The 26769-nt window shown below is 57.7% G+C and carries 19 protein-coding genes and 5 pseudogenes; 14 read left to right on the top strand and 10 right to left on the bottom strand.

Annotation, left to right across the window (positions count from 1 at the left end):
- Positions 1 to 56: 56 nt before the first annotated feature.
- Positions 57 to 1337 carry a Zn-dependent hydrolase gene (locus tag ACM6IK_RS00690; RefSeq protein ID WP_414872704.1) on the top strand — a complete coding sequence of 427 codons (1281 nt, stop codon included), beginning with the start codon at positions 57 to 59 and terminating at the stop codon, positions 1335 to 1337.
- A gap of 114 nt (positions 1338 to 1451) precedes the next feature.
- Here ACM6IK_RS00690 and ACM6IK_RS00685 read toward each other — a convergent pair whose 3' ends face one another.
- On the bottom strand, positions 1452 to 1910 hold the full coding sequence (locus tag ACM6IK_RS00685; protein ID WP_414872703.1) for an REP-associated tyrosine transposase: 459 nt from the start codon (positions 1908 to 1910) through the stop codon (positions 1452 to 1454).
- 213 nt (positions 1911 to 2123) lie between these two features.
- Here ACM6IK_RS00685 and ACM6IK_RS00680 point away from each other — a divergent pair, with 213 nt between their 5' ends.
- From ACM6IK_RS00680 to ACM6IK_RS00665, 4 genes and pseudogenes are all read left to right on the top strand, one after another.
- On the top strand, positions 2124 to 3224 hold the full coding sequence (locus ACM6IK_RS00680; RefSeq protein ID WP_414872702.1) for a PAS domain S-box protein: 1101 nt from the start codon (positions 2124 to 2126) through the stop codon (positions 3222 to 3224).
- Between the two features lie 172 nt (positions 3225 to 3396).
- A complete protein-coding gene (locus ACM6IK_RS00675; RefSeq protein ID WP_414872701.1) occupies positions 3397 to 4446 on the top strand; it encodes a hypothetical protein in 1050 nt (349 codons plus the stop codon).
- A gap of 175 nt (positions 4447 to 4621) precedes the next feature.
- Positions 4622 to 4912 (top strand): annotated as a pseudogene (locus ACM6IK_RS00670) (LuxR C-terminal-related transcriptional regulator); the annotation flags it as partial.
- Positions 4913 to 5456: 544 nt separating this feature from the next.
- Positions 5457 to 7697 (top strand): hypothetical protein, encoded by a 2241-nt coding sequence (locus tag ACM6IK_RS00665; protein WP_414872700.1) that lies wholly within the window; start codon positions 5457 to 5459, stop codon positions 7695 to 7697.
- Between the two features lie 177 nt (positions 7698 to 7874).
- Here ACM6IK_RS00665 and ACM6IK_RS00660 read toward each other — a convergent pair.
- A pseudogene (locus tag ACM6IK_RS00660) lies at positions 7875 to 8147 on the bottom strand (SDR family oxidoreductase); the annotation flags it as partial.
- 210 nt (positions 8148 to 8357) lie between these two features.
- Here ACM6IK_RS00660 and ACM6IK_RS00655 point away from each other — a divergent pair.
- The gene (locus tag ACM6IK_RS00655; RefSeq protein ID WP_414872699.1) at positions 8358 to 9941 is read left to right on the top strand and encodes a hypothetical protein; all 1584 of its coding nucleotides are present in this window, start codon (positions 8358 to 8360) and stop codon (positions 9939 to 9941) included.
- 92 nt (positions 9942 to 10033) lie between these two features.
- Here the strand turns inward: ACM6IK_RS00655 and ACM6IK_RS00650 are convergent.
- A pseudogene (locus ACM6IK_RS00650) lies at positions 10034 to 10507 on the bottom strand (SDR family oxidoreductase); the annotation flags it as partial.
- Positions 10508 to 10717: 210 nt separating this feature from the next.
- Here ACM6IK_RS00650 and ACM6IK_RS00645 point away from each other — a divergent pair.
- Positions 10718 to 11974 (top strand): hypothetical protein, encoded by a 1257-nt coding sequence (locus tag ACM6IK_RS00645; protein WP_414872698.1) that lies wholly within the window; start codon positions 10718 to 10720, stop codon positions 11972 to 11974.
- Positions 11973 to 12291 (top strand): annotated as a pseudogene (locus ACM6IK_RS00640) (IS5 family transposase); the annotation flags it as partial. The gene ACM6IK_RS00645 and the pseudogene ACM6IK_RS00640, both read left to right, overlap by 2 nt.
- Before the next feature lie 221 nt (positions 12292 to 12512).
- On the opposite strand, the pseudogene ACM6IK_RS00635 reads toward ACM6IK_RS00640, so the two are convergent.
- Positions 12513 to 13086, bottom strand: a pseudogene (locus ACM6IK_RS00635) (SDR family oxidoreductase); the annotation flags it as partial.
- Positions 13087 to 13281: 195 nt separating this feature from the next.
- Between ACM6IK_RS00635 and ACM6IK_RS00630 the strand changes: the two are divergent.
- Positions 13282 to 13419 carry a hypothetical protein gene (locus ACM6IK_RS00630; protein ID WP_414872697.1) on the top strand — a complete coding sequence of 46 codons (138 nt, stop codon included), beginning with the start codon at positions 13282 to 13284 and terminating at the stop codon, positions 13417 to 13419.
- Between the two features lie 90 nt (positions 13420 to 13509).
- A complete protein-coding gene (locus ACM6IK_RS00625; protein WP_414872696.1) occupies positions 13510 to 14292 on the top strand; it encodes a hypothetical protein in 783 nt (260 codons plus the stop codon).
- Positions 14293 to 14385: 93 nt separating this feature from the next.
- On the opposite strand, the gene ACM6IK_RS00620 is transcribed toward ACM6IK_RS00625, so the two are convergent.
- The 4 genes from ACM6IK_RS00620 to ACM6IK_RS00605 all read right to left on the bottom strand — a co-directional run bounded on the left by ACM6IK_RS00620 (position 14386) and on the right by ACM6IK_RS00605 (position 17915).
- Positions 14386 to 15153 (bottom strand): SDR family oxidoreductase, encoded by a 768-nt coding sequence (locus ACM6IK_RS00620; RefSeq protein ID WP_414872695.1) that lies wholly within the window; start codon positions 15151 to 15153, stop codon positions 14386 to 14388.
- A 171-nt stretch (positions 15154 to 15324) separates the two neighbouring features.
- The gene (locus tag ACM6IK_RS00615; RefSeq protein WP_414872694.1) at positions 15325 to 16392 is read right to left on the bottom strand and encodes a phosphotransferase family protein; all 1068 of its coding nucleotides are present in this window, start codon (positions 16390 to 16392) and stop codon (positions 15325 to 15327) included.
- 144 nt (positions 16393 to 16536) lie between these two features.
- The gene (locus tag ACM6IK_RS00610; protein ID WP_414872693.1) at positions 16537 to 17502 is read right to left on the bottom strand and encodes a 2-hydroxyacid dehydrogenase; all 966 of its coding nucleotides are present in this window, start codon (positions 17500 to 17502) and stop codon (positions 16537 to 16539) included.
- A 29-nt stretch (positions 17503 to 17531) separates the two neighbouring features.
- The gene (locus ACM6IK_RS00605; protein ID WP_414872692.1) at positions 17532 to 17915 is read right to left on the bottom strand and encodes a tautomerase family protein; all 384 of its coding nucleotides are present in this window, start codon (positions 17913 to 17915) and stop codon (positions 17532 to 17534) included.
- 380 nt (positions 17916 to 18295) lie between these two features.
- On the opposite strand from ACM6IK_RS00605, the gene ACM6IK_RS00600 reads away from it, so the two are divergent.
- Together ACM6IK_RS00600 and ACM6IK_RS00595 are read left to right on the top strand one after the other, a co-directional pair.
- Positions 18296 to 19576 carry a serine/threonine transporter gene (locus ACM6IK_RS00600; protein ID WP_108215914.1) on the top strand — a complete coding sequence of 427 codons (1281 nt, stop codon included), beginning with the start codon at positions 18296 to 18298 and terminating at the stop codon, positions 19574 to 19576.
- 173 nt (positions 19577 to 19749) lie between these two features.
- Positions 19750 to 21402, top strand: a complete 1653-nt coding sequence (locus ACM6IK_RS00595; RefSeq protein ID WP_414872691.1) for a SulP family inorganic anion transporter — start codon at positions 19750 to 19752, stop codon at positions 21400 to 21402.
- A 169-nt stretch (positions 21403 to 21571) separates the two neighbouring features.
- Here ACM6IK_RS00595 and acnB read toward each other — a convergent pair whose 3' ends face one another.
- Complete coding sequence (acnB, locus tag ACM6IK_RS00590) at positions 21572 to 24172, bottom strand: bifunctional aconitate hydratase 2/2-methylisocitrate dehydratase (RefSeq protein ID WP_414872726.1); 2601 nt, start codon at positions 24170 to 24172, stop codon at positions 21572 to 21574.
- A 457-nt stretch (positions 24173 to 24629) separates the two neighbouring features.
- Between acnB and ACM6IK_RS00585 the strand changes: the two genes are divergently transcribed.
- Positions 24630 to 25100: a DUF1289 domain-containing protein gene (locus ACM6IK_RS00585; protein ID WP_160389784.1), complete on the top strand. Its 471-nt coding sequence runs from the start codon at positions 24630 to 24632 to the stop codon at positions 25098 to 25100.
- Positions 25101 to 25125: 25 nt separating this feature from the next.
- On the opposite strand, the gene ACM6IK_RS00580 is transcribed toward ACM6IK_RS00585, so the two are convergent.
- The gene (locus ACM6IK_RS00580; protein ID WP_414872690.1) at positions 25126 to 25989 is read right to left on the bottom strand and encodes a universal stress protein; all 864 of its coding nucleotides are present in this window, start codon (positions 25987 to 25989) and stop codon (positions 25126 to 25128) included.
- A 163-nt stretch (positions 25990 to 26152) separates the two neighbouring features.
- Between ACM6IK_RS00580 and ACM6IK_RS00575 the strand changes: the two genes are divergently transcribed.
- Entirely contained in the window at positions 26153 to 26761 is a 609-nt protein-coding gene (locus ACM6IK_RS00575) for a tRNA-(ms[2]io[6]A)-hydroxylase (RefSeq protein WP_414872689.1), read from the top strand.
- Positions 26762 to 26769 lie beyond the last annotated feature (8 nt).

The following is a 26769-nucleotide window of genomic DNA, read 5'->3' as shown; positions in this document are numbered from 1 at the left end:
GAATCCACCGACGAAACACCTGAAAAAATACATAAGAACAGCCTGAGGAGATCATCATGAACGCTGCCGTCGACGTTCTGCAGTCCAGCCATCAGCACATCAACCGCGACCGCCTGTGGCAATCGCTCATGGAACTGGCCAGGCTCGGCGCCACGGTCAAGGGCGGCGTGTGTCGCCTGGCCCTGACCGACCTCGACCGCCAGGCCCGGGACATCTTCGTCAAATGGTGTGAGGAGGCCGGCTGCACTGTCAGCATCGACGCCGTCGGCAATATCTTCGCCCGCCGCCCCGGGCGCAATCCCGACCTGCCGCCGGTGATGACCGGCAGCCACATCGACACCCAGCCCACCGGCGGCAAGTTCGATGGCTGCTTCGGTGTATTGGCCGGCGTCGAAGTGCTGCGCACCCTCAATGACCTGAACATCGAAACCGAAGCACCGCTGGAAGTGGTGGTCTGGACCAACGAAGAGGGCTCGCGCTTCGCGCCGTGCATGATGGGTTCCGGCGTGTTCGCGGAAAAATTCACCCTCGAGGAAACCCTGGCCAAGGTCGATGCCGACGGTGTCACCGTGGGGCAAGCGTTGAACGCCATCGGTTACGCCGGTCCGCGCCAGGTTACCGGCCATGCCGTGGGCGCTTATTTTGAAGCTCACATCGAGCAAGGCCCGATCCTTGAAGACGAACGCAAGACCATAGGCGTGGTCATGGGCGCCCTCGGGCAGAAATGGTTCGACCTGAAACTGCGCGGCGTCGAAGCCCATGCCGGCCCGACCCCGATGCACCTGCGCAAGGACGCCCTGGTCGGCGCCGCGGTGATCGTCGGAGCGCTCAACCGCGCCGCCCTCAGCCACCAACCCCATGCCTGCGGCACCGTCGGTTGCCTGCAAGCCTATCCCGGCTCGCGCAATGTCATCCCCGGCGAAGTGCGCATGACCCTGGACTTCCGCCATCTGGAACCGGCGCGTCTGGACTCGATGATCGCCGAAGTGCGCGAAGTCATCGAAACCACCTGCGACGAACACGGCCTGACCTTCGAGCTCACGCCAACGGCCGACTTCCCGCCGCTGTACTTCGACAAGGGTTGTGTCGAAGCTGTGCGCAGCGCCGCCCAAGGCCTGGGCCTGTCGCACATGGACATCGTCAGCGGCGCAGGGCACGACGCGATCTTCCTCGCCGAACTCGGTCCGGCCGGAATGATCTTCGTGCCGTGCGAAGGCGGCATCAGCCACAACGAAATCGAAAATGCCGCGCCGGATGACCTGGCGGCCGGGTGTGCGGTGCTGTTGCGGGCGATGCTGGCGGCTTCGGCGACGATTGCCAGTCAATCGGCAGCCTGAAAGTCAAAAGATCGCAGGCTGCGCCAGCTCCTACATTGACCGAGTACAACCCTTGCGGATGTACGCGTTCCCCGTAGGAGCTGGCGCAGCCTGCGATCTTTTGATCTTGATCTATCAAATCCAAATGGCATCCCACAAAGGATAATCACCCACCCGTTTCACCAATCCCGCCCGCAAAGGATTCATGACGATGTACCGAGCCGCATCCTTGATGTCTTCATCACGACGTAATGCCCGGTCGTAATACCCTCGCTGCCATAGACGACCTTGATCGCCGCGCATGAGATTGATCGAATGGCTGCTTCTGGATTTGATTCGGCACATCAGCTCGGCCAACGTGCCATGCTTCAATTCCATCAACCAATGCAGATGATCCGGCATGACAACCCAGGCCATGGAGGTCACCAGCGATGCTTCATCGGCACAACGCAGTTGATCGACCAGAAGCCGTCCGATCCGCCAATTTGCGAACACAGGCGCTCGTTGATGGGCGACAGCGGTCAGCAGATAAATACGACCGGATTCCGAAAAACGAGCGTTGCGCAGGCGACATCCATTTGCAGCGGCAGGCATTCCTTGCCCTCCTTGAAATGTATTGGCAAATGAACGTTAGCCATTAGCGTGGACGCCATGGATGAAAGCATTTGCGAAATATTTCAAATGCGCCAAAAAAATCGCATGCTTACGTGGGCATACGCGTGCATATCTGCACGATCATGAACGCCCGTGGTCGTATATTCTTCACAGGCCGGCGCATGACTGCGCCACCGCACGCGTGGAGATCCCATGAACCAGGACATCCTCACCACTGAAACCCATCGCCGTCAGCTGCAGCAAATCATCGCCGGCCTGTCCGACGGGGTGATTCTGCTGGACCCCGACCAGAGCATCCTGTGGGCCAACGAGGCGGCGCTGGCCATGCACGGTGTCTCGCAAGTCAGCGATCTGGGTGCCAACGCCGAGGCCTATGCCAAACGCTTCGCCTTGCGCCATCGCAACAATCACGGGGTGCCAGCCGACAGCTATCCGATCAACCGTGTGGCCCGTGGCGAGACGTTCAGCGATGTGCTGGTGGAAGTGACTTCGGCGGCGGACGAAGAGCGTACCTGGGTCCACCGCGTGGGTGGCCTGGTATTGACCGACAGCCATGGCAAACCGCAATTGCTGGTGTTGATCATGGACGACGTCACCGACCGGATCAGCGCCGAGCAATGCTTCGCCACAGCGTTTCGCCTGTCCCCGGTGCCGATTCTGCTGTGTGGCGCGGCCGATCAACGGGTGCTGGACGTCAACGAAGCGTTCCTCGATACCCTCGGTTATTCCAGTGAGGAAGTCCTTGGGATCAGCATTGCGCAGATCGATTTCATCGATGACAAAAACGCGCGCATCTGGCTGTTCGCCGCGCTGGAGAAAACCGGCAGCCTGGACCGCATCGATGTGAGCGTGCGCAGAAAAGACGCCGGGCTGATCGATTGCACCGTGTCGGCCGACACGGTGAACATTCAAGACAACCCGTGCTATCTGCTGGTGCTGGTGGACGTCACCGAGCGCAAGCGCACCGAGCTGGAACTGGTGTCGGCCATCGAGGAAGCGATGAAGGACGCCTCATGGTTCAGCCGCACGCTGATCGAAAAACTGGCCAAGGTGAAGAACGTCAATTCACCGAAGTTGCCCAGCGTGTCCTTCACCGACCTGACTGCCCGTGAGCGCGAAGTGCTGGGCCTGATCTGCGAAGGCCGGGCCGACAAGGAAATCGCCGCGCGCCTGAAACTCGCGCCGAATACAGTGCGCAACCATGTGGCGGCGGTGTATCTGAAACTCAATGTGCATAGCCGCAATGAAGCGATTGTCTGGGCGCGGGAGTGGGGACTGTTCTCGAAAAAGTAGCGGCCAAAGGGGCAGCGGTAACTTAAAAAACTGAGTGATTGGCGGATCATAAGCGGCTTTTATCGCAATTTGTTCTAGTTGAACTGTCAGTTATGACAGTTTCCGGCGTGTCGGTTTTTCCTGATAGTCAACGGACTGTTTTTTGTCTGCTGCTGAATAAGGAAGCGCCGTCATGACCACCGAACAAAACGCTGCAACCGCTGCATCAAACTCTTGGGAACAAGCCACGTTGTTCATCAACGGCAAAAAAGTTGAATGGGGTGTGGGACCTATTTTTATCCGTGGGGAGGAGAACGTTGTGACAGTGGCAGCCCCACCCGAAATTGCCGGGGCGATCAACCTGGGGCTGGTTGAGGGTGGCGGTTTGAACATCGTAGCATCGCCGAATTTTGGCGATTGGGTGGTACCCGTCAATGGCCAGTTCCATTGGAAGATTACGCCGGACGCTGGCAAGAGCGGTCGTATCACCCTGGTGTTTTTCAGCCGGGAAGTGCTGGCACCGTGGGAGCACCAAAGCCTGGTGATTTCGAACAACCTGGTCGACGAGGCTGATGCCCTGATTGACGGTGAAGTCTTTCCTGAAGGTTTTGTTTTCAGATTGGGTGAAAAAAAACCGGTTTCGCTGAGAGTCAAGGACGGCAGTCCATTGGCGGCTGTTCCGTTGAAGCTGACCTATCGGGTTGTTGAAGGAGACGATCTCCAACTTGTAAGTGAACCTGATTTTGGTGTGGCGCAAACAGATTACAAGTGGGATGTCATGGGGCTGGCCGGGAACGGTATGTTTAAACTGGGAGTTGAAGCTGACGGTATGAGTTCAGTGCTGTATATGCCGGATTGCAGGTTGACTTCTGATTATGAAGATGAACCGTTGATCATCCTGGTCGGTGGTAAGCAGGTTCGTTACAATGAGATATTCTTGGTTCCCGATAACAGTCAGCATACTGTCACAATTAAACATGGCAAATTGAAGCCCCGTGTAGCCACGGTCTTATATTTTGGGCCGTCAACAGCATCTCCAGACGCCTGGGTTCAACAGGTGATCGATCCAGTTCATGGTGCAACATGGCAGGTTAAATTTATCCACTCCGAGTCGGCCCCTCTCCCGGCTATGTTTATTTTTGGTGGAGGAAATGAACAGACGGGTTTGGATGAATATACTCGTTTTTTTCTGGCGAAAAACGCCGATGGAGCGGAATCTGCTGCAACGCCGTATTCAAAATAGTCTCGTTCTTCACCAGCGCCGAGGCAAGCCTGGTATAGGTCAACCCGGGTAGAGGGCATTGCAACGGGTCCCGAACGGCACACATTCCTTGACAAACACCTTGGTTATGTTGCAACGCAGCCATGATCTACCGAGTAGATGCCCTGGAAGATGCCCGACGAGACGCCGTTGATCGAGGATGCAGGCCCAGTTGCGCCTGGCCGATGGCGACAGCAAGCAGGTCATCGTCACCGGCCAGCCGCTGGTGCTCAACGACGAAGCCTGCATGCTGTTTTCCTTTGTCGACATTGAGTTACGGGACAAAGCCGAAATCGCCCTGCGCCTGAAACTCGCGCCGAATATAGTGCGTAACCATGTGTTGGCGCCGTATTCCAAACTCAATGTGCACAGCCGCAGTGAAGCGGTTATCTGGGCGCGGGAGCGGGGACTGTTCTCGAAAGAGTGGCGGCCAAAGGAGCGGCGGTAAGGCGCAAATTCCACCGGCCGGGCCATAAGTGATTCGCAGGTTTCTATTTTTGTTACAGGTGTATGGATTTTGCACGCCGGTTCTGTTGTCACAAAAAATGTGTCGATCACTTATCGCGGGTCAATCGATGAAAACTCTTGGGAAACGCGTTATCTCACCTTTGTCGCTGGCATTGTGCGTGGCGATCCTCGGCGGCTGTGCCAGTCCGCCACCGCCTCCAGCAGTCACACCACCCCCTCCAGAACGCACCTGCCAGACCATGGATAAAACCGATGTCCTCGGTGATGTACGGGCCGAAGGCGGGCAGGTCACCCGAGTCACCACCACGACTCGCTGCGTGACGCAGTAAACCCTAAAGCGGCCCTCAGTCGGCCCGTGTTGAGGAAATCGAAGGCGCGTACCGCGCGAACGGTTTTTTTAGCTCTTCTTTATCGCAAATGGTTCTAGAAAAACTGTCAACTCTGACAGTTTCCGGCGTGCTCATTTTTCCCGATAGTTGAATGACCCTCCCTGATCATTCACTTACCAGCATCGAGAGCACGCCATGACCATCGAATTTAAAGCCGGAGCCACAGGAATCGACCCCGTGTACATCTGTCACGGAGCTGACCATGACTTCAAAATTGCGGCCGGGGCGGACAGCCCGTGGGTGAATCACGGTGTGAGTTTCAATCAGGTTCCCGGGGAATCCTCACCGATCACTACCGAGCCTGAATTGGGCACGTATCAGAAGTTTCTGGCGGCGGGCACTGAGTGGAAGTTGAATTGCCCGGCGAATGGAACGGACATCGATTTCAATCTTCAACTGCAAAGTGAATTTACCGCCGTGCCTTGTAAAGTTGCATTGAAATTGGGCGACTATCGGCGAGCCATTCTCAGTAAACGTGACCCGATCAGCGCTCCGGTGGTGGGGGACAAAGTGACTGCGGAGGTTCAAATCGGTTCGTTTTATACAGACAAGAAACTGGAGGGCGTTGAGGTCGAGTGGTGCGACGACGAGGGATTTGTGCAGAGTGTACCGACTACCAGTCTGGGGTGGAGCAAGTTCGAACATACCTTTACCACCGCGGGGGAGCATACGATGACTGCAAAGGTTCACAGCCCTTATGACGACACAACGGCAGAGGAGAAATTTACGATCAATGTGTACGCGGAGAGCCCTTGGGAGCAGGCCACATTGTTGATCAACGACAACAAAGTGGAATGGGGGGCGGAGCTCGTTTTACTCCGAGGGCAGGAGAACGATGTGACGGTGGAGGTTCCACCGGAAATTGCCAGGGAGCTCAATCTGGGGCTGACTGAGGGTGGCGGTTTGAACATCATAGCATCGCCGGATTTTGGCGATTGGGTGGCGCCCGTCGATGGCCGGTTCAATTGGAAGATTACGCCGGGCGCTGGAAAGAGCGGTCGTATCGCCCTGATTTTTTATAGCAGGGAAGTGCTGGTGCCGTGGGAGCATCGAAGCCTGGTGATTTCGAGCAACCTGGCTGATGAGGCCGACGTGAAAATTGGCGGCGTTGAAGTACCCGCCGGGGGGAATTGGTTTATCCGGGATAAGGCGCAGACGGTTACGTTGACCCCCAAATCGGGCAGCCCACTGGCCGGTCTTCCGGTCACGCTGAGCTGTACCATCAAAAGCGGCCTGGATGCCGCCAACGTGGTGAGTGCGCCAGCCTTCGACAGTGAGCAAACCACGTATAGCTGGGCGGTGACGGGGAACACAAAAAGCGGAACGTTCCAGCTGGCGCTGACAGCCAAGGGCATGACCACGCCGATTACCTTGGCGATCAGCAAGCTTATATCGAGCAACCTGGCCGATGAGGCCGACGTGAAAATTGGCGGCGCCGCCGTGCCCGCCGGAGGTAATTGGTTTTACCGCGGTAAGGCGCAAACGGTTACGTTGATCCCCAAATCAGGCAGCCCACTGGCCGGTCTTCCGGTCACGCTGAGCTGTACCATCAAAAGCGGCCTGGATGCCGCCAACGTGGTGAGTGCGCCAGCCTTCGACAGTGAGCAAACCGCGTATAGCTGGGCGGTGACGGGGAACACCAAAAGCGGAACGTTCCAGCTGGCATTGGCGGGCAAGGGCATGACCACGCCGATTACCTTGGCGATCAGCAAGTTGATTTCGAACAATCTTAATGATGAGGCGACAGGGTTATTGGACGGTATTGCGATAGCGCCAACTGGGGCTGACTTTATTGGTGGGCAAGTTAGAACACTGAGTTTGGAATACAAAAATGCAGATTTGTTATTCGACCTTCCCTTGGCCCTTGACTGGATTCCTGATGCAGGTCTTGTAACCGGTGATCTTACCGCTCAACCACCCTTTCGCCAATTCTCGACGCAGCATGAATGGGAACTCACTGGGGCGTATTTGAAGTCAGGAACCTTTAAGTTGAAGGTATTCAGTCAAGGTGAAAATACGGTGCTGCTAACACCAACTAATCGGTTGCATGGCGGCGAGACTTTCAAATTCGTTTATTTGATCGGTGCGGACATGCCATTACCCCCGGAAGAGGTTAATTGTCCTCCTAATATCCTGTTTAGTTGCGGCGTAATGTTACTAAAATCAGACGGCACCCCTATGGTTGGTGTGCCAATAACATTTACTGTTCCAGATTACGAACCCCAAATAGGCGAGACTAACCCTAGGGGAGAAGTGTTTAGAGGTCTCTTCATCTACAGCACCCCAGGTGTACGTAAAATAGTGGCGGTAGCGACGCTTCCAACCGGGAATAAATCGATAGAGGCGTTAGTGAGAATTAGTGGTGGAGGGAGCTAAAAAAACGCTGCGTAAATACTCTGCAAGGCGAATCAAATGGTTGAGTAATGCATCATTGATACTGTTATTAGGGCGCGTGTCTCAATGATACTGATGCACACAATTTATCCGCTAATCGATCAATAGAAACAAAGTAAGGCAGTCAGGTGGCTGCCTTCTAATTATTCAGAAAATTGATTAGGGCAAGAACCCATCATCCACATTCAACGAAACCTCCGTCGTATAACTGGATGTATCACTCGCCAAATACAGCACCGCCCCCGCCATCTCACTCGGATCTGCCACGCGCTTGAGCGGGATCTGCTGCAAAGCCGTATTCAAAATAGCCTCGTTCTTCACCAGCGCCAAAGCGAATTTGGTGTCAGTTAAACCCGGCAGTAACGCATTGCACCGAATCCCGAACTGCGCACACTCCTTGGCAAACACCCTGGTCATGTTGATGACCGCCGCCGGTCGTGCGTGCCGTGGTGTTGGGCATTGCGAGTGCTGTCGGTGCCGTTCGGCTGGCCGTCGCCGAAAATCATCGTTCTTTTGAAGCACTTCTTTATCGCCAATGGTTCTAGAAAAACTGTCAACTCTGACAGTTTCTGGCGTGCCCATTTTTCCCGATAGTTGAATGACCCTCCCTGATCATTCACTTACCAGCATCGAGAGCACGCCATGACCATCGAATTTAAAGCCGGAGCCACAGGAATCGACCCCGTGTACATCTGTCACGGAGCTGACCATGACTTCAAGATTGCGGCCGGGGCGGACAGCCCGTGGGTGAATCACGGTGTGAGTTTCAATCAGGTTCCGGGGGAATCCTCTCCGATCACCACCGAGCCTGAATTGGGTACGTATCAGACGCTTCTGGCGGCGGGCACTGAGTGGACGTTGACTTGCCCGGCGAACGGAACGGACATCGATTTCGATCTTCAACTGCAAAGTGAATTTACCGCCGCGCCTTGTAAAGTTGCCTTGAAATTGGGCGACTATCGGCGAGCCATTCTCAGTAAACGTAACCCGATCAGCGCTCCAGTGGTGGGGGACAAAGTGGCCGCGGAGGTTCAGATCGGGTCATTTTATACCGGCAAGGAACTGGAGGGCGTTGAGGTCGAGTGGTACTACTACGACGACGAGGAGATTGTGCAGAAGGTGCCGACTACCGGTCTGGGGTGGAGCAAGTTCGAACATGCCTTTACCACCGCGGGGGAGCATACGATTACTGCAAAGGTTCATAGCCTTTATGACGACACAACGGCAGAGGAAAAATTTACGATCAATGTGTACGCGGAGAGCCCTTGGGAGCAGGCCACGTTGTTGATCAACGGCAACAAAGTGGAATGGGGGGCGGAGCTCGTTTTGCTCCGTGGGCAGACGAACGAGGTGACGGTGGAGGCTCCACCCGCGATCGCCAGGGAGCTCAATCTGGGACTGGTAGAAGATGGCGGTTTAAACATCGTCGCATCGCCGAGTTTTGGCGAGAGGGTGGAGCCCGTCGATGGCCAGTTCCATTGGGCGATTACGCCGGACGCTGGCAAGAGCGGTCGTATCACCCTGAGTTTTCATAGCCAGGAAGTGCAGGTGCTGTGGGAGCACCGAAGCCTGGTGATTTCGAGCAACCTGGCGGATGAGGCGCAGGCCTTGATTGGCGGTGAGGTGGTACCTCCTGAGGGTGTCATTTTCACCCTGGAGGCGCCCCAAGTCGTTACGCTCGGGCTCAAGGCCAACAGTCCGCTGGCGGGACATCCGGTTAAACTGACGTACACGATCATCGACGGCGACTTGAGTTTGAACAGTGAGCCGCCTTTCGACGGGTTTCAGACGGATCACCGCTGGGCCGTGACCGGGGTTAGCGGAGCCGGCACCTTTCGACTGAGCCTGGCGGGCGAGGGCATGAGCCAAGAGTTGGACGCGCCGAATTGCAGGGTGCGATCGGGGCAGCCGTCTTTAAGGTTTTACTACAAAAGTGTAAATAAATATGCACCTCTGCCTCCGGAAGTCATTAATCACCGTGTCAATCAGTGGCGCAGCGTTGATTTGAAGCTCATACATGCAGATGGTTCCCCCATAGCTGGTGTGATCGCAACGATGTACAGGCCGGAACATAAGCCTCTCTACGGGAAAACTAATTCGCAGGGGGAATTGATAGACTTTTCCGCTTACCAGTACACCACTACTGGCCCGCGTACATTCGAGGCAGTAGTGACGTTGCCAAGCGGGGAGGTACGGGCAACCTACCTGATTGACGTTCAGCCTTGACCTGTTGGTTGACAGGTGGACCAGTGAAACCCGATCGGCACCGATAGCGTTCCTACGAACGCTATCGTTTTTTGTTGATCCGGTGAACCGTATCAGGACAGGAAACCCCCATCCACATTCAACGAAACCCCAGTCGTATAACTCGAAGCATCACTCGCCAGATACAACACCGCCCCCGCCATCTCACTCGGATCCGCCACCCGCTTCAGCGGAATCTGCTGCAACGCAGTGTTCAGAATGGCTTCGTTCTTCACCAGCGCCGAAGCAAACTTGGTGTCCGTCAGCCCCGGCAGCAAGGCATTGCAACGAATCCCGAACCGCGCACACTCCTTGGCAAACACCTTGGTCATGTTGATCACCGCGGCCTTGGTCACCGAGTAGATGCCCTGGAAGATGCCCGGCGAAACACCGTTGATCGAGGCGACGTTGATGATGCTACCGCCGCCGTTTTCGCGCATCAGTTTGCCGGCTTCGACCGACATGAAGAAGTAGCCGCGGATGTTCACGTCGACGGTTTTCTGGAAGGCGCTGAGGTCGGTGTCCTGCACGTTGCAGAACGGCGGGTCGACGCCATGCCAGGCACCGAATACGAGAGTGAGCCCGCTGTTGAGTGGAACATTGAATGCATTCTCTATATGACTTTTGATACGAAAGTTTTGGTTTTTATCGCACCATGTTCTAGCTGACCTGCCAGTTATGACAGTTACCAGCGTGCCGATTTTTCCTGATAGTTAACGGACTGTTTTCATGTCCATCACTGAAAAGGAATTGTCGTCATGACCGCCAAACTAAACGCTGCAACCGCTGCAGCAAGCCCTTGGGAACAAGCCACATTGTCGATCAACGACAACAAAGTGGAATGGGGGGCGGAGCTCGTTTTACTCCGAGGGCAGGAGAACGATGTGACGGTGGAGGCTCCACCGGGAATTGCCAGGGCGATCAATCTGGGGCTGGCGGAGGGTGGCGGTTTGACCATCGGCGCATCGCCGGATTTTGGCGATTGGGTGGCTCCCGTAGGTGGTAAGTTCAATTGGAAGATTACGCCGGACGCTGGCAAGAGCGGTCGTGTCACCCTGGTGTTTTTCAGCCGGGAAGTGGAGGTGCCGTGGGAGCATCGAAGTCTGGTGATTTCGAGCAACCTGGCGGATGAAGCAACTGTGTTGATTGATGGTCGTCCAGTTCCCGAGAACGGGGCAGATTTTTTTTGGGGAAGACCCCGCGAACTGACCTTGGAGGTCGATCCTGATAGTCCTGTCGCGATCCTGCCCATTTCGTTGAATTGGGTTAGCGGTATGGGGGTCGCACGTGATGATCTTGACGTAAGCCCTGAACTGGAGGAGCCACAGACAGAATACAAATGGACCATTACAGGGCGGCCAACTAATACGGGTACCTTCAATATGGCGTTTGTCGCCAAGGATTTGCCTGTGCCACTTTCGCTTGAGTCCTGCAGGCTGGTTGACCGTTTAACGTATAAAGTTCTGATCGACGGTCAGGAGCACAAGCCTGGGGTGGATGTGGTTTATCCGGTCCGGGATAAGAACATGTTGATTACATTGATGCCAGAGTCCGGTTCAAAGAATGATCCTGTATTTTCACTGAAGCGACCTTCTTATTCAGGGATAGCCGAATCGACCCCAGCTTTTGGGTTGTCTGTGCCGGTAGGTGTTGATGGACATACCTGGAGGGTGAATTTTTCTGGTCATGACAGGCCCTTCATTCTTGAATTTGATGGAATGCAATCCATTGCATTGGACATGTATCCGGGCTATCACAGTTCAGATATTAGTTTAACGCGTATTACAAGTACTACTGGTGGCAGCACGAGGATTATTAAGGTAACGGTACTTGGAGGTTATCTACTACCCAGAAATGTCAGGGTTTCTTGGGAGTTTAATGGAAAAATCTGGCATTCCTTTTCAGGGTTGGATGGTGTATGTACGACGGAGATAGTCCATGCCCAGACAGGTCTATTTAGTGCCTGGGTCTATGTTCAAGGGGAGCGTCACTCCGTCCAGCAAATTCGGTTCTGAGCGTTTCGGCCCTTGGTCAACGGTTTATCAACGTTTTCGTGACTGGCGCAATCGCGGGACGTTTGACCAGATGCTCAGACGGCTTCACATCAAGCTGAGCGAGCAAGGGTAAATTGATCTGGAGACTTGGATGATTGACTCCACGGCAGTACGCGCAACCCGGGCCTCTTCTGGTGCTGGGAAAAAAGGGGGCCTGAAGAACCGCAGATCATGCGCTCGGCCGCAGCCGGGGCGGCCTGACCACCAAGATTCACATGCTGTGCGATGCCAACGGTGTACCCCTGACATTTCTATTGTCGGGCGGACAAGCCAGTGACCCGAACGGGATAATGTTAGGTTTTCCCGCTTACCAGTACACCACTCCTGGCGCGCGTATGTTCGAGGCTGTAGCGACGTTGCCAAGCGGGGAGCTACGGGCAACCTACCTGATTGACGTTAAGCCTTGACCTGTTGGTTGACAATTGGACCAGTGGAACCCGATTGGCACCGATAGCGTTCCCACGAACGCTATCGTTTTTTGTTAGTCCGGTGAACCGCATCAGGACAGGAACCCCCCATCCACATTCAACGAAACCCCAGTCGTATAACTCGACGCATCGCTGGCCAAATACAGCACCGCCCCCCGCCATCTCACTCGGATCCGCCACGCGCTTGAGCGGGATCCGCTGCAACGCGGTGTTCAGAATGGCTTCGTTTTTCACCAGCGCCGAGGCAAATTTGGTGTCGGTCAAGCCCGGCAGCAGGGCATTACACCGAATCCCGAACTGCACACACTCCTTGGCAAACACCTTGGTCATGTTGATCACCGCGGCCTTGGTCACCGAGTAGATGCCCTGGAAGATGCCCGGCGAAACGCCGTTGATCGAGGCGACGTTGATGATGCTGCCGCCACCGTTTTCGCGCATCAACTTGCCGGCTTCGACCGACATGAAGAAGTAGCCGCGGATGTTCACGTCGACGGTTTTCTGGAAGGCGCTGAGGTCGGTGTCCAGCACATTGCAGAACTGTGGGTTGGTCGCAGCGTTGTTGATGAGAATGTCGAGGCGGCCGAACTGTTGCTTGATGCCGGCGAAGACCTGGCTGATCTGTTCCATTTCGCCGATGTGGCAGGCAGCGAAAACGGGAGTGAGCCCGCTGTCGAGTCGAGCACTGATTGCATTCTCTATATGACTTTTGATACGAGAGCTTGGGTTCTTATCGCACCATGTTCTAGCTGACCTGTCAGTTATGACAGTTACCAGCGTGCCGATTTTTCCTGATAGTTAACGGACTGTTTTCATGTCCATCACTGAAAAGGAATCGTCGTCATGACCGCCGAACTAAACGCTGCAACCGCTGCTGCAAGCCCTTGGGAACAAGCCACGTTGTCGATCAACGGCAACAAAGTGGCATGGGGGGCGGAGCTCGTTTTGCTCCGTGGGCAGGCGAACGAAGTGACGGTGTAGGCTCCACCCGCGATCGCCAGGGCGATCAATCTGGGGCTGGTAGAAAATGGCGATTTAAACGTCGTCGCATCGCCGGATTTTGGCGAGTGGGTGGCTCCCGTCGATGGCCAGTTCCAGTGGAGGATTGCGCCGGACGCTGGCAAGAGCGGTCGTATCACCCTGGTGTTTTTCAGCAGGGAAGTGCCGGTGCCGTGGGAGCATCGAAGCCTGGTGATTTCGAGCAGCCTGGCCGATGAGGCAGACCTCTTGATTGATGAAAAGCCTGTTCCGCCCACTGGTATCGATTTCTACCATCGGGAACCTCGTATCGTTTCACTCCGCCCCAAAAACAACAGCCCTGTGGCGGGACTTCCTGTGGCGTTGAAACGATTAATAATCGAGGGCCTCAGGCCTCAAGATTTAAGGAGTGAGCCGCCTTTCGACGGGTTTCAGACGGATCACCGCTGGACCGTGACCGGGGTAAGCGGGGCCGGCACCTTTCGACTGAGCCTGGCGGGCGAGAGCATGAGCTCTGAGTTGGACGCGCCGAATTGCAGGTTGCGATCGGAGCGGCCTTCTTTAAGGTTTTACTACGCAAATGCAGGTCAATATGCACCTCTGCCTCCGGAAGTCGTTAATCTACGTGTCAATGCTTGGTATGGAGTTGATTTGAAGCTCATGCATGCAGATGGCTCCCCCATAGATGGTGCGACCGCGACGATTTACAGGCCGGAAAAAGAGCCTGTCAGCGGACGTACTAATGTGGACGGGATAATGTTAGGTTTTCCCGCTTTCCAGTACACCACTCCTAGCGCGCGTACATTCGAGGCAGTAGCGACGTCACCAAGCGGGGAGGTTGCACGGGCAACCTACCTGATTAACGTTCAGTCTTGACCTGTCGGCTGGCAGGTTGAGCAGTGGACCCTGATTGGCACCGATAGCGTTCCCACGAACGCTATCGTTTTTTTGTTGATCCGGTGAACCGTATCAGGACAGGAAACCCCCATCCACATTCAGCGAAACCCCAGTCGTATAACTCGAAGCATCGCTGGCCAGATAAAGCACCGCCCCCGCCATTTCGCTCGGATCCGCCACCCGTTTCAGCGGAATCTGCTGCAACGCGGTGTTCAGAATGGCTTCGTTTTTCACCAGCGCCGAAGCAAACTTGGTATCGGTCAACCCCGGCAACAACGCATTGCACCGAATCCCGAACTGCGCACATTCCTTGGCAAACACCTTGGTCATGTTGATCACCGCGGCCTTGGTCACCGAGTAGATGCCCTGGAAGATGCCCGGCGAAACGCCGTTGATCGAGGCGACGTTGATGATGCTGCCGCCACCGTTTTCGCGCATCAGCTTGCCGGCTTCGACCGACATGAAGAAGTAGCCGCGGATGTTCACGTCGACGGTTTTCTGGAAGGCGCTGAGGTCGGTGTCCAGTACGTTGCAGAACTGTGGGTTGGTCGCGGCGTTGTTGACCAGGATGTCGAGGCGGCCGAACTGTTGCTTGATGCCGGCGAAGACCTGGCTGATCTGTTCCATTTCGCCGATGTGGCAGGCGATGGCGGTGGCCTTGCCGCCGGCGGCGATGATCGCGTCGGCCACGTGTTGGCAGCCTTCGAGTTTGCGGCTGGAGACGATCACGTGGGCGCCTTGCTGGGCCAGCAGTTTGGCGATGGCTTCACCGATGCCACGGCTGGCGCCGGAGACGAAAGCGATCTTGCCGTCGAGGTCGAACAACTGGGTCTTGGACATGGGATTCCCTTATGAAAAGTCTTGTTATCGAGTCAACGGCTGGGGTGTCGCCGATGCTGTTTGGTAGGGGCGGCTTGCTGCGTTTGGTCAGTGAACATGCGTTATCGTTAAAGACCTTCGCGAGCAGGCTCGCTCCCACAGGGGGTTGTGTGTAATCGAACAGGATCGGGCTCAGAGGCTGGATTTGTTGATGACCTGCAAGCTCATTTGCTCCAGCAGTTTGTTCATGTGGATGAACTGCGCGAAGCGTTTGTCCTGGGTCTGGCCGTGGTAGAAGCGGTAGTAGATCTGCTGCACGATACCGGCCAGGCGGAACAGGCCATAGGTGTAGTAGAAGTCGAAGTTGTCGATGCGGATGCCCGAGCGTTCGGCGTAGTAGTCGACGAACTCGCGGCGGGTCAACATGCCCGGCGCGTGGCTCGGCTGGCGGCGCATCATCTGCACCGGCGCCGGATCATCGGCTTCGATCCAGTAGGCGAGGGTGTTGCCCAGGTCCATCAGCGGATCGCCCAGGGTGGTCAATTCCCAGTCGAGCACGCCGATGATCTGCATCGGGTTGTTCGGGTCGAGGATCACGTTGTCGAAGCGGTAGTCGTTGTGCACGATGCTGGAGGCCGGATGGTCGGCCGGCATCTTGTCGTTGAGCCAGGCTTTGACCGTTTGCCATTGTGGCGCATCGGGGGTCAGGGCTTTTTCGTAGCGATCGCTCCAGCCTTTGATTTGCCGCGCCACATAACCTTCGGGTTTGCCCAGGTCGCCCAGGCCGTAGGCGTTGTAGTCGACTCGATGCAATTCCACGAACTTGTCGATGAAGCTCTTGCACAAGGCTTCGGTTTTCGCCGGATCCAGGCCCAGTTCCGGCGGCAGGTCCGAGCGCAGGATGACGCCGTTGACCCGTTCCATGACATAGAACTCGGCACCGATCACCGATTCGTCGGTGCAGTGCACGTAGGCTTTCGGGCAGTACGGAAAACCGTCGCGCAGTTGATTGAGGATGCGGAATTCACGGCCCATGTCGTGGGCCGACTTGGCCTTGTGGCCGAAGGGCGGGCGACGCAGGACGAATTCCTGTTCGGGGTATTCCAGCAGGTAGGTGAGGTTGGAGGCGCCGCCCGGAAACTGGCTGATCCGTGGCAAACCGCTGAGCCCCGGAATATGGGCCTTGAGGTACGGATCGATCAGGCTGGCATCGAGTTCTTCGCCGGTGCGGATACGGGTGGACTGGTCATTAAGCGCCATGCTTATCCCTTCTGCTTATTCTGGAGGCCTTAAACTATTGGCTAATTTAATGCCCGCACGGCGCACCCACAACCGCGAATGGCTCTTATAGGCGAGCGTGTTGCCGGCCAATCATTGCTTTTGATACAGCTGTTTGAATCGCCGTCACTGGGCGACATGGCTCTTGGCGGGTGGCAAGTCGATCGGCGTCAGCACCGGTTGGCTGGAGAAAAACGCCACGAGGTTCTTGCCCACCAGTTCGACGGTGCCTTGGGTGGCTTCCGGGGAGAGCCCGGCGACATGGGGCGTGAGGATCACGTTGCTCAGGGTCTTGAGCACATCCGGCACCTTCGGTTCGGCGTCGAACACATCCAGCGCGGCACCGGCGATCCGGCGTTGCTCCAGGGCGCTGATCAGGTCAGCGGTGGCAATCACGCTGGCCCGGGCGATGTTGACGATAAACCCCTTGGGGCCCAACGCGTCGAGCACCTGGCGATTGACCAGGTGCCTGGTGGCCGGGCCGCCGGGCGTGGCGACGATCAGGAAGTCCGAGGTGTGCGCAAGTTCGGTCGGGGTCGAGCAGAAGGTGTAGGGCACATCGCTGCGCAGCTGGCGATTGTGGTAACCAATGCTCATGTCGAAACCGGCGCCGGCGCGTTTGGCGATGGCCATGCCGACCGCGCCGAGGCCAAGGATGCCCAGGCGTTTGCCGGCGAGGGAAGGGCGCATGATCTTCGGCCACTCGCCGCGTCGTACGGCCGCATCACAGCGGGGGATGTCGCGCACCAGCGACAGCAGCAGCGCCATGGCATGGTCGGCGACGGACGAGGCGTTGACCCCGGCGCCATTGGTGACGGTAATGCCCCGGTCGGCGGCGGCCTGCAGGTCGACGTGTTCATAGCCGGCGCCGATCACGCAGATGATCTTGAGGTGGGGCAGCGCGGCGATTTCATCGGCATACAGCCCCAATGGGCCGCGAGTGAGGACGGCATCGATCTGCCCGGCGTGGCGGGCGATGGCCTCGGTGCGCTCGGCGGGCGTCGGGGCCAGAATCAGGTGGAAGCCCTGATGTTCGAGGATAGGCAGGTAATCATTGATGGTTTCAACCAGTACCAGAACGGTTACGGGCATGGGGCTCTCTCGGGTCTGCAGGTTGAACTTCAGAGGGCGTACTGGGCAATCCCGTTGCCGAACGACCAGTTCTCTTTTTTCACTTCCACCAGATTAATGAAAACGTCCTCCAGACGCACGGCCAGCTCTGTGTGAAGGCTCTCGGCAATGGTTTTGTAGAGGCGTCTTTTCTGCTCGACGGTCCGGCCTTCGCTCATGGTGATCTGGATCACCACCAACTGGTCAGTGCGGTTGATGCCCAGATAGCCGGGATCAAAGATGAAATGCTGCGCATCGTGTTCGGCGAGTATCTGAAAATTATCGTTCTCCGGCACGCCGATGGTGCTGTGCATGGCGGCGTAGATCAGTTGGCCGATGCGCTTGGCGTGGGTGGGGTCCTGATGTTTTTTGATGTCGACGCGAACCAGTGGCATGGGAAGACTCCGGAGGGAATGCGGGTCAATTAAAAATACATGGCGATAGACCTTTATCAAGTGACGGATGCCATCTGGCGATGAAACGTAGCCTCAAAAACACTGCAATTCCTTGTGGGAGCGAGCTTGCTCGCGATGGCGGTGTGTCTGGCAAGTAGATGTTGGATGTGCCAAAGCCATCGCGAGCAAGCTCGCTCCCACAGGGGATCTCCTACAGGGGATTTTCGTCTATCTGGCACCACCGTTCCTCACCTAAGTCTTTGCTTCTGTTCACGAATCCTCCAGAATCGCGCCCCTGTTCCGGCCAGGGCGCCGCCTGTCGGGTATTCCGACGCGTCCTGGCCGGGTGGCAAGTGACCGGAATGTGGAGATCCCACCGGATGAATGATCAGGCCAATAGCGTTAACGAACGCTATGTAGACGCGACACCAGCGACACTGTCGAGCTGGAATCGCCAAGACACCACCTGGATGCTGGGCCTGTTTGGCACGGCGATTGGTGCGGGAACCCTGTTTTTGCCGATCAACGCAGGCCTGGGTGGTTTCTGGCCGCTGCTGATCCTGGCGTTGCTGGCGTTCCCGATGACGTTCTACGCACACCGCGGGCTGACCCGCTTCGTGCTGTCCGGTCGCGAAGGCGCCGACATCACCGAAGTGGTGGAAGAGCATTTCGGCATCAAGGCCGGCGCGCTGATCACCTTGCTTTATTTCTTCGCGATTTTCCCGATCCTGCTGATCTACAGCGTGGCCCTGACCAACACCGTGGGCAGTTTCCTCGAGCATCAACTGCACATCATGCCGCCACCGCGCGCCGTGCTGTCGCTGGTGCTGATCCTCGGCCTGCTGGCAGTGGTACGTTGCGGTGAGCAATTGATCGTCAAGGCCATGAGCCTGATGGTCTACCCGTTCATCGTCGCCCTGCTGTTTCTGGCGGTGTACCTGGTTCCGCACTGGAACGGCGGGATCCTGGCCACCGCCAGCAGCGTGCCGGCGCCTTCGGCGTTGCTGCACACGATGTGGCTGGCGATTCCGGTGATGGTGTTCTCGTTCAACCACTCGCCGATCATCTCGGCGTTCGCCGTGGACCAGAAGCGTCGTTATGGCGAGCACGCCGAGGCGCGCAGCTCGCAGATCCTGTCCCGCGCCCACCTGCTGATGGTGGTGATGGTGCTGTTCTTCGTCTTCAGTTGCGTGCTGACCCTGTCGCCAGCGCAACTGGCTGAAGCCAAGGCGCAGAACCTGTCGATCCTGTCGTACCTGGCCAATCACTTCAGCAATCCGACCATCGCCTTCGCGGCGCCGTTGATTGCCTTCGTGGCCATTTCCAAGTCGTTCCTGGGCCACTACATCGGCGCCAGCGAAGGTCTCAAGGGCCTGATCGTCAAGAGCGGCAAGCGTCCATCCGCCAAGGCCCTGGATCGCATGACCGCCGCGTTCATGCTGGTGGTGTGCTGGATCGTCGCCACGCTCAACCCGAGCATTCTCGGCATGATTGAAACCCTGGGTGGCCCGGTGATCGCGGCGATCCTGTTCCTGATGCCGATGTACGCCATCCGCAAGGTGCCGGCGATGGCGCGCTATCGCGGTCAGGCCTCCAACGTCTTCGTGACGGCGGTGGGCCTGGTGGCGATCACGGCGTTGATCTACTCGCTGACTGCCTGAGGTTAAAGATCAAGAGATCGCAGCCTGCGGCAGCTCCTACAGGGATCGGGGGCACCCGCGGATGTACTCGGCCAGCGTAGGCGCTGCCGAAGGCTGCGATCTTTTGATTTTCAGCTACAGTAGCCGCTGCACGTGATACGTGCAGCGGTTTTTTTTCGCCTGGAGACACTGGATTGTCGAGCGCTCCAAACGCTGATCCCACCGAGCAACCCAACCGCTGGCAGGACTTGTTGGCAGGTTTGTCGATTGCCGGCCTGCTGCTGCCCGAAGCGGTCGCCTATTCCAGCATCGCCGCACTGGCGCCCCAGGCCGGGGTGATCGCCTTGTTTGCCGGGTTGCTGTGTTATGGCCTGTTCGGCACCAGCCGCTTTGCGATTGTCTCGGCCACTTCATCGTCTGCCGCCGTGCTGGCCGCCGCGACCGCCACCCTGGCCCATGGCGACCCCGGGCTGCGCTCGACCCTGGCCATTGGCCTGGTGCTGGTGACCGGAGCGTTTTTCTTGCTGGCGGGGCTGTTCAAGCTCGGCAGCGTGACCTCCTTCATCGCCAAGCCGGTGTTGCGCGGCTTTGCCTTTGGCCTGGCGCTGACCATCATCCTCAAACAGGTTGCCAGTGTGGTCGGTGTGCATTTGACCGATGCCAACCTGGTGCGCTTCCTGCCGCAATTGCTGGAGCAACTGCCGCAATGGAACTGGGTGGCGGCTGGCGTCGGCGCCGTGGCATTGGCCTTGTTATGGCTATTTGCGCGGTTTCGGCGCTTGCCGGGAGGTTTGTTGGTGGTGGTGATCGGCATTGCGGCGGGGCAGTGGCTGGACCTGCCGGCCTATGGCGTGAAGCTGATCGGCGTGATCGACCTGAGCCTGGAGGTGCCTGAGCTGCCGGTACTGCCGTTTGCCGACTGGCTGCGTCTGGGTGAATTGGCGTTCGCCATGGTGATGATTCTGTATGCGGAGTCCTACGGCTCGATCAGTGCCTATGCACTCAAGCATGGTGACCGGGTTACATCGAACCGCGACCTGCTGGCGCTGGGGGCTACCAACCTGTTGTCCGGTCTGTTCCACGGCATGCCAGCGGGAGCGGGGTATTCGGCAACGTCGGCCAATGAGGCGGCGGGTGCCACTTCGCGACTGGCCGGTATCGTGGCGGCGCTGGTGGTGCTGGTCATCGTGCTGATGGTACTGCCTTACATCGCCCTGACCCCGGAACCGATCCTCGCCGCCATCGTCATCCATGCCCTGGGGCGAGGCTTGAGCCTGCAGCCGCTGGGACGCTATTTCATCTGGCGCCGGGACCGCTTGCTGGTGATCTGCGCCGTGGGTGCGGTGTTGGTGCTGGGGGTGCTGGATGGCTTGCTGGTGTCGGTGGCGATCAGTGTGTTGCTGATGCTCAAGCAGATGTCGGCGGCGGATATCCAGATCCTGGGGCGCATCGATGGCGGTCACGACTTTGTCGACCTGCAACGTCATCCAACGGCGCAAACAGTGCCTGGCGTATTGATTGTGCGACCGGGTGAAGCGTTGTTCTTTGCCAACGTCGAGCGGATTCTGGCTGGGGCCTTGCGTCTGATCCGGCATTCGCAAACGCCGATTCATACGGTGATTCTAAGCCTTGAAGAATCGCCAGATCTGGATGGCACCAGCATCGAGGCGTTGCAGGCGTTTTTCGTGCGGGTGCATCAGGAGGGCATACGGCTGATTCTGGCGCGTCTGAAGGACGACGCACAAACGGCGTTGGCGGTGTTGCCGCAGGCGCAATCCAGCGGTGTGATTCTGAGTGGTTTGAGTGTAGATGGGGCGGTGCAGCAGGCCCTGAAGGCTGGCGCATAACCTGTGGGAGCGAGCTTGCTCGCGATGGCGGTCCGTCTGTTAAATCCATGTCGACTGACCCGCCGCTATCGCGAGCAAGCTCGCTCCCACAGGGTAGGGGCTGTGGCAGAAGGCATAAAAAAACGCCGCTCATCTCACGATGGGCGGCGTTTTTCATTGCGTTGCAACGTTAGGCTTGAACGACCGGGATGTTGGCGTTCGCAGCAGCTTCACGGAACTCGGCGATCTGGTCGAAGGACAGGTAGCGGTAGACATCGGCCGCCATGCTGTCGATCTTGCCAGCGTATTCCATGTACTCCTCGACGGTCGGCAGGCGACCCAGGATGGAAGCCACGGACGCAAGCTCAGCCGAAGCCAGGTAGACGTTCGCGCCGTCACCCAGACGGTTCGGGAAGTTACGGGTCGAAGTCGACACGACAGTCGAGTTCGGCTCTACACGTGCCTGGTTACCCATGCACAGCGAGCAGCCTGGCATTTCCATGCGCGCGCCGGCCTTGCCGTAGATGCCGTAGTAGCCTTCTTCGGTCAGCTGGTGTGCGTCCATCTTGGTCGGCGGCGACAGCCACAGACGGGTTGGCAGCTGACCCTTGACCTGTTCCAGCAGTTTACCGGCAGCGCGGAAGTGACCGATGTTGGTCATGCACGAACCGATGAACACTTCGTCGATCTTCTCGCCGGCAACGCTGGAGAGCAGGCGGGCGTCGTCCGGGTCGTTCGGCGCGCAGAGCACAGGCTCCTTGATGTCGGCCAGGTCGATCTCGATGATTTCAGCGTATTCGGCGTCCTTGTCCGCTTGCAGCAGCTCAGGGTTGGCCAGCCAGGCTTCCATCGCTTGAGCGCGACGTTCCAGAGTACGTGCATCGCCGTAGCCTTCGCCGATCATCCAGCGCAGCAGGGTGATGTTGGACTGCAGGTATTCGGCAATCGACTCTTTGGACAGCTGGATGGTGCAACCGGCGGCCGAACGTTCAGCCGAGGCGTCAGACAGTTCGAACGCTTGCTCGACGGTCAGTTTAGGCAGACCTTCGATCTCCAGGATGCGACCGGAGAAGGCGTTCTTCTTGCCTTTCTTCTCTACGGTCAGCAGGCCAGCCTGGATCGCGTAGTAAGGAATGGCGTGAACCAGGTCACGCAGGGTGACGCCTGGCTGCAGTTCACCTTTGAAGCGAACCAGGATCGACTCAGGCATGTCCAGCGGCATGACGCCGGTGGCTGCGGCGAACGCGACCAGACCGGAACCGGCCGGGAACGAAATGCCGATCGGGAAACGGGTGTGGGAGTCACCACCGGTACCGACGGTGTCTGGCAGCAGCATGCGGTTCAGCCACGAGTGGATGATGCCGTCGCCCGGACGCAGGGAAACGCCGCCGCGGGTCATGATGAAGTCAGGCAGGGTGTGGTGGGTGGTCACGTCGATCGGCTTTGGATAGGCCGCGGTGTGGCAGAAGGACTGCATCACCAGGTCGGTCGAGAAGCCCAGGCACGCCAGGTCTTTCAGTTCGTCACGGGTCATGGGACCTGTGGTGTCCTGGGAACCCACGGTGGTCATCTTCGGTTCGCAGTAGGTGCCCGGACGAACGCCGGTCACGCCGCAAGCCTTGCCGACCATTTTCTGCGCCAGGGTGAAACCCTTGGTGCTTTGAGCCGGTGCTTCAGGCTTCTTGAACAGGGTCGAAGGTGGCAGACCCAGCTCGGTGCGAGCCTTCTCGGTCAGGCCGCGGCCGATGATCAGCGGAATACGGCCGCCGGCACGCACTTCGTCCAACAGGACCGGGGTCTTCATTTCGAAGGTGGTCAGGACTTCGTCGGTGCCGTGCTTGCAGACTTTGCCAGCATGCGGGTACAGGTCGATCACGTCGCCCATGTGCATGTTGGATACGTCGAATTCGATTGGCAGTGCGCCGGCATCTTCCATGGTGTTGTAGAAGATCGGAGCGATCTTGCTGCCGAAGCAGAAACCGCCGGCACGCTTGTTCGGCACGTAAGGAACGTCGTCGCCGAAGAACCACAGTACGGAGTTGGTCGCCGATTTACGCGAAGAACCGGTACCGACCACGTCGCCGACGTAGGCGATAGGGAAACCTTGACCGCGCATTTCTTCGATCTGCTTCATCGGACCGGTGACGCCTTGTGCGTCAGGCACGATGCCGTCGCGAGCCATTTTCAGCATGGCCAGGGCGTGCAGCGGGATGTCTGGACGGGACCAGGCATCAGGTGCAGGGGACAGGTCGTCGGTGTTGGTCTCGCCAGTCACCTTGAACACGCGCAGGCTGATCTTGTCGGCCAGGGTCGGGCGCTTCACGAACCACTCGCCGTCAGCCCAGGATTGCAGCACGCCTTGGGCGTGAACGTTACCGTTCCTGGCTTTTTCAGCGACGTCGTGGAAGGCGTCGAACATCAGCAGGGTGTGCTTGAGTTCTTTGGCAGCTACTGGCGCCAGTTCGGCGTCGTCCAGCAGGTTTACCAGAGTCACGATGTTGTAGCCGCCCTGCATGGTGCCGAGCAGTTCAACAGCGCGCTTCTTGTCGATCAGGGGGGATTTGGCTTCGCCTTTGGCGATGGCGGACAGGAAGCCGGCCTTGACATAGGCAGCTTCGTCCACGCCTGGTGGAACGCGATTGGTGATCAGGTCAACGAGGAATGCTTCTTCGCCAGCCGGGGGATTTTTCAGCAGCTCGACCAGGCCTGCAGTTTGTTCGGCGTTTAGCGGCTGGGGAACGATACCCAGTGCTGCGCGCTCTTCGATATGTTTGCGGTAGGCTTCAAGCACAGTTATTACCCTCATCAGTGGTCCCAAATGGGTGTCCGGGACGCTCATCCCGAAATTGTCGCACTCATGCGCTGCATGGCGTTGTGAGCCACTTAGCCAGAATTACCGACAATTCCTTACAGAAGCTGCTTTCAAAGTTTTACGCCTGCAGAACGGGAGCTGATGAGGGTTGGCGTTGGGCTTTTCCCCGCTGGAAAAACCCCTCGCCAACACCGCTCTGAAGGAACGACTGTGCTCGTGACGCTTTGAAAACAGCTTCTAACGGACATTGGCGCCTAAAAAGGCAGGCTGATTCTACGGCAAAAAAAAATTAAAGGTAAGTCAGGTTTTATTGGACTTTGGTGGAGGCAGCCGGCAAACCCCTATTCACCCAAGGCCCTGAACGTTGAGGGGTGATCAATGGCCGACAAAGGGCTAACATGCCGGCCTGTTCTGCTTTTTCGCGTTTTGCCTATCTATGCCCAATCAGACCATCAAGACACCCTGCGTCGGCCTCTGCTCCACTGTTTACGGTGACCTGGTGTGCCGTGGCTGCAAGCGTTTCCACCACGAAGTGATCCACTGGAACGGTTACAACGAGGAGGAAAAGCGCGCGGTATGGCTGCGCCTTGAGCAGTTGCTGTCCCAGGTGATGGCCGCCAAGGTGGAAATTTTCGATCCGGCACTGCTCCGAATGCAGCTGGAGCAGCGCAAGATCCGCTTCGTGCCCCATCAGTCGGAATATTGCTGGGCCTACCAGTTGATCGCCCGGGGCGCGCGGGTGATCAACAACCTGGAAGCCTACGGGATGGTATTGCTGCCGGAATTTCGCGAGTGGAACCTGCCGGAATTGCGCGATGCCATCGATCGGGAATTTTTCCTGCTCTCCGAGGCCCATTACCAGCGCTACATTGCGCCGGGGTTCCTCAAGGATGTTTTTGGCGGCTGACCTCGCCACAAAAACATGTTCGGCTTCAATGCTTGTCGGCAATCTCTTCCAGATGATCCTCGATCTCCTGTGGCTTGAGCACCAGCACATCGCTCTCGACCGCATCGAGCACCACTTCCGCCGTATTACCGATCAACACCCCTGACAACCCGCTACGCGCCACGGTACCGATCACCGTCACTGCCGCCTGCAGCTTGTGCGCCATGAACGGAATCAGCACATCCGGCGGGCCTTCCTCGATGTGCAGGTGTTCATCGTCAATGTCGAATTCAGCCTGGAACGACTTGCATTGCTCGCGGTAGCGCGCCTGGATGGTTTCGCTGAGTTGAAACGTCGGGTCGGCCGACGACAGCATCGGCGACGGGTGGGCGCTGACCACGTGCAAGTGGGCCTTGGCCAGGGTTGCGATGTCAAAGCCATGATCGATGATGGTGTCGTGCAGGTGGCGGTGTTCGAGGTCGGTGTTGCCGACGTCGACGGCTGCCAGGATCACTTTGTCTTTCCATGAGCCAGCGGTTTTTACCAGCAGTACCGGGGAAGGGCATTGGCGCAGCAATTTCCAGTCCTCGGGTGTCAGCAGGGCCTTTTTCAGTGCGCTGTCGGGAAAGTGTTGCTTGATCACCAGGCCGCAACCTTCCGCCTGCTGCACATCGATGATGGTTTCGTGCAGGCTCTTGTTCCAGGCCTGCTCGGTGGTGACGTTGTAACCGTCCTCCACTAACGCGGCCTTGAGCACGCCAAGCATGCCGCTGTGATCATGCTTGGGGTCGCACACCAGCAGATGCAACTGCGCCTGGGTCACACCGGCGATCAGCTTCGCCCGTTTGAGCGCCAGGCTTTCGGAGTGTTCGGGGGCGATGACCACCAGAATGCTGCGTACGGCTTGCATGAGCGCGATCTCCTGAAAATAAAAAAAGCACGGCGTTGCACAACTATAGTTGCTGTCTGCGATTCGGGGACTTGATGCATATCAACGGTTGGCAGACTGGTGGTCTGCGGGCAGGCCGGTATAATCGGCGCCCTTCGTTTGAACCTATTTGTCCGTGAGCCCCATGATCCTTCCCGAAATTCACGAGTTCCTTGGCTGCCGCACCCCCGACGGCTGGATCCAGGCCGCGCTGGCCGATCAGGAAACCCTGCTGATCGACCACAAGAACTGCGAATTCAAGGCCGCCAGCACCGCGTTGAGCCTGATCGCCAAGTATCACTCCCATGTCGACCTGATCAACATGATGTCGCGCCTGGCCCGGGAAGAGCTGGTGCACCACGAACAGGTCATGCGCCTGATGAAACGCCGCAAGATCGAACTGCGCCAGCTGTCCGCCGGGCGCTATGCGTCGGGGCTGCGCAAGGTGGTACGCAGTCACGAGCCGGTGAAACTGGTGGACACATTGGTGGTGGGGGCGTTCATCGAGGCCCGCAGTTGCGAACGTTTCGAAGCGCTGGTGCCGCATCTGGACGAAGAGCTGGGCAAGTTCTATTTCGGCCTGCTCAAGAGCGAGGCCCGGCATTTCCAGGGTTACCTGAAACTGGCCTGTCAGTACGGCGACGCCAAGGACATCGCCCAGGTGATCGACAAGGTCCGCGCCACCGAGCAGGAACTGATCGAATCGCCGGACGTGGAGTTCCGCTTTCATAGTGGTATCCCGACGGCCGCGTGATCCTCGCA

The sequence above is a fragment of the Pseudomonas sp. IT-196MI5 genome (genome assembly GCF_949767415.1).
GTDB lineage: Bacteria > Pseudomonadota > Gammaproteobacteria > Pseudomonadales > Pseudomonadaceae > Aquipseudomonas.
The sequence above is the reverse complement of the archived record's forward strand: the minus strand, read 5'-3'. Positions and strand labels throughout refer to the sequence as shown.

Excerpts from the sequence above, each read along its gene's own strand:
- ACM6IK_RS00690 (WP_414872704.1), top strand. The coding sequence starts at position 57 with ATGAACGCTGCCGTCGACGTTCTGCAGTCCAGCCATCAGCACATCAAC.
- ACM6IK_RS00685 (WP_414872703.1), bottom strand. The coding sequence starts at position 1,910 with ATGCCTGCCGCTGCAAATGGATGTCGCCTGCGCAACGCTCGTTTTTCG.
- ACM6IK_RS00680 (WP_414872702.1), top strand. The coding sequence starts at position 2,124 with ATGAACCAGGACATCCTCACCACTGAAACCCATCGCCGTCAGCTGCAG.
- ACM6IK_RS00675 (WP_414872701.1), top strand. The coding sequence starts at position 3,397 with ATGACCACCGAACAAAACGCTGCAACCGCTGCATCAAACTCTTGGGAA.
- ACM6IK_RS00665 (WP_414872700.1), top strand. The coding sequence starts at position 5,457 with ATGACCATCGAATTTAAAGCCGGAGCCACAGGAATCGACCCCGTGTAC.
- ACM6IK_RS00655 (WP_414872699.1), top strand. The coding sequence starts at position 8,358 with ATGACCATCGAATTTAAAGCCGGAGCCACAGGAATCGACCCCGTGTAC.
- ACM6IK_RS00645 (WP_414872698.1), top strand. The coding sequence starts at position 10,718 with ATGACCGCCAAACTAAACGCTGCAACCGCTGCAGCAAGCCCTTGGGAA.
- ACM6IK_RS00630 (WP_414872697.1), top strand. The coding sequence starts at position 13,282 with ATGACCGCCGAACTAAACGCTGCAACCGCTGCTGCAAGCCCTTGGGAA.
- ACM6IK_RS00620 (WP_414872695.1), bottom strand. The coding sequence starts at position 15,153 with ATGTCCAAGACCCAGTTGTTCGACCTCGACGGCAAGATCGCTTTCGTC.
- ACM6IK_RS00615 (WP_414872694.1), bottom strand. The coding sequence starts at position 16,392 with ATGGCGCTTAATGACCAGTCCACCCGTATCCGCACCGGCGAAGAACTC.
- ACM6IK_RS00610 (WP_414872693.1), bottom strand. The coding sequence starts at position 17,502 with ATGCCCGTAACCGTTCTGGTACTGGTTGAAACCATCAATGATTACCTG.
- ACM6IK_RS00605 (WP_414872692.1), bottom strand. The coding sequence starts at position 17,915 with ATGCCACTGGTTCGCGTCGACATCAAAAAACATCAGGACCCCACCCAC.
- ACM6IK_RS00600 (WP_108215914.1), top strand. The coding sequence starts at position 18,296 with ATGAATGATCAGGCCAATAGCGTTAACGAACGCTATGTAGACGCGACA.
- ACM6IK_RS00585 (WP_160389784.1), top strand. The coding sequence starts at position 24,630 with ATGCCCAATCAGACCATCAAGACACCCTGCGTCGGCCTCTGCTCCACT.
- ACM6IK_RS00580 (WP_414872690.1), bottom strand. The coding sequence starts at position 25,989 with ATGCAAGCCGTACGCAGCATTCTGGTGGTCATCGCCCCCGAACACTCC.
- ACM6IK_RS00575 (WP_414872689.1), top strand. The coding sequence starts at position 26,153 with ATGATCCTTCCCGAAATTCACGAGTTCCTTGGCTGCCGCACCCCCGAC.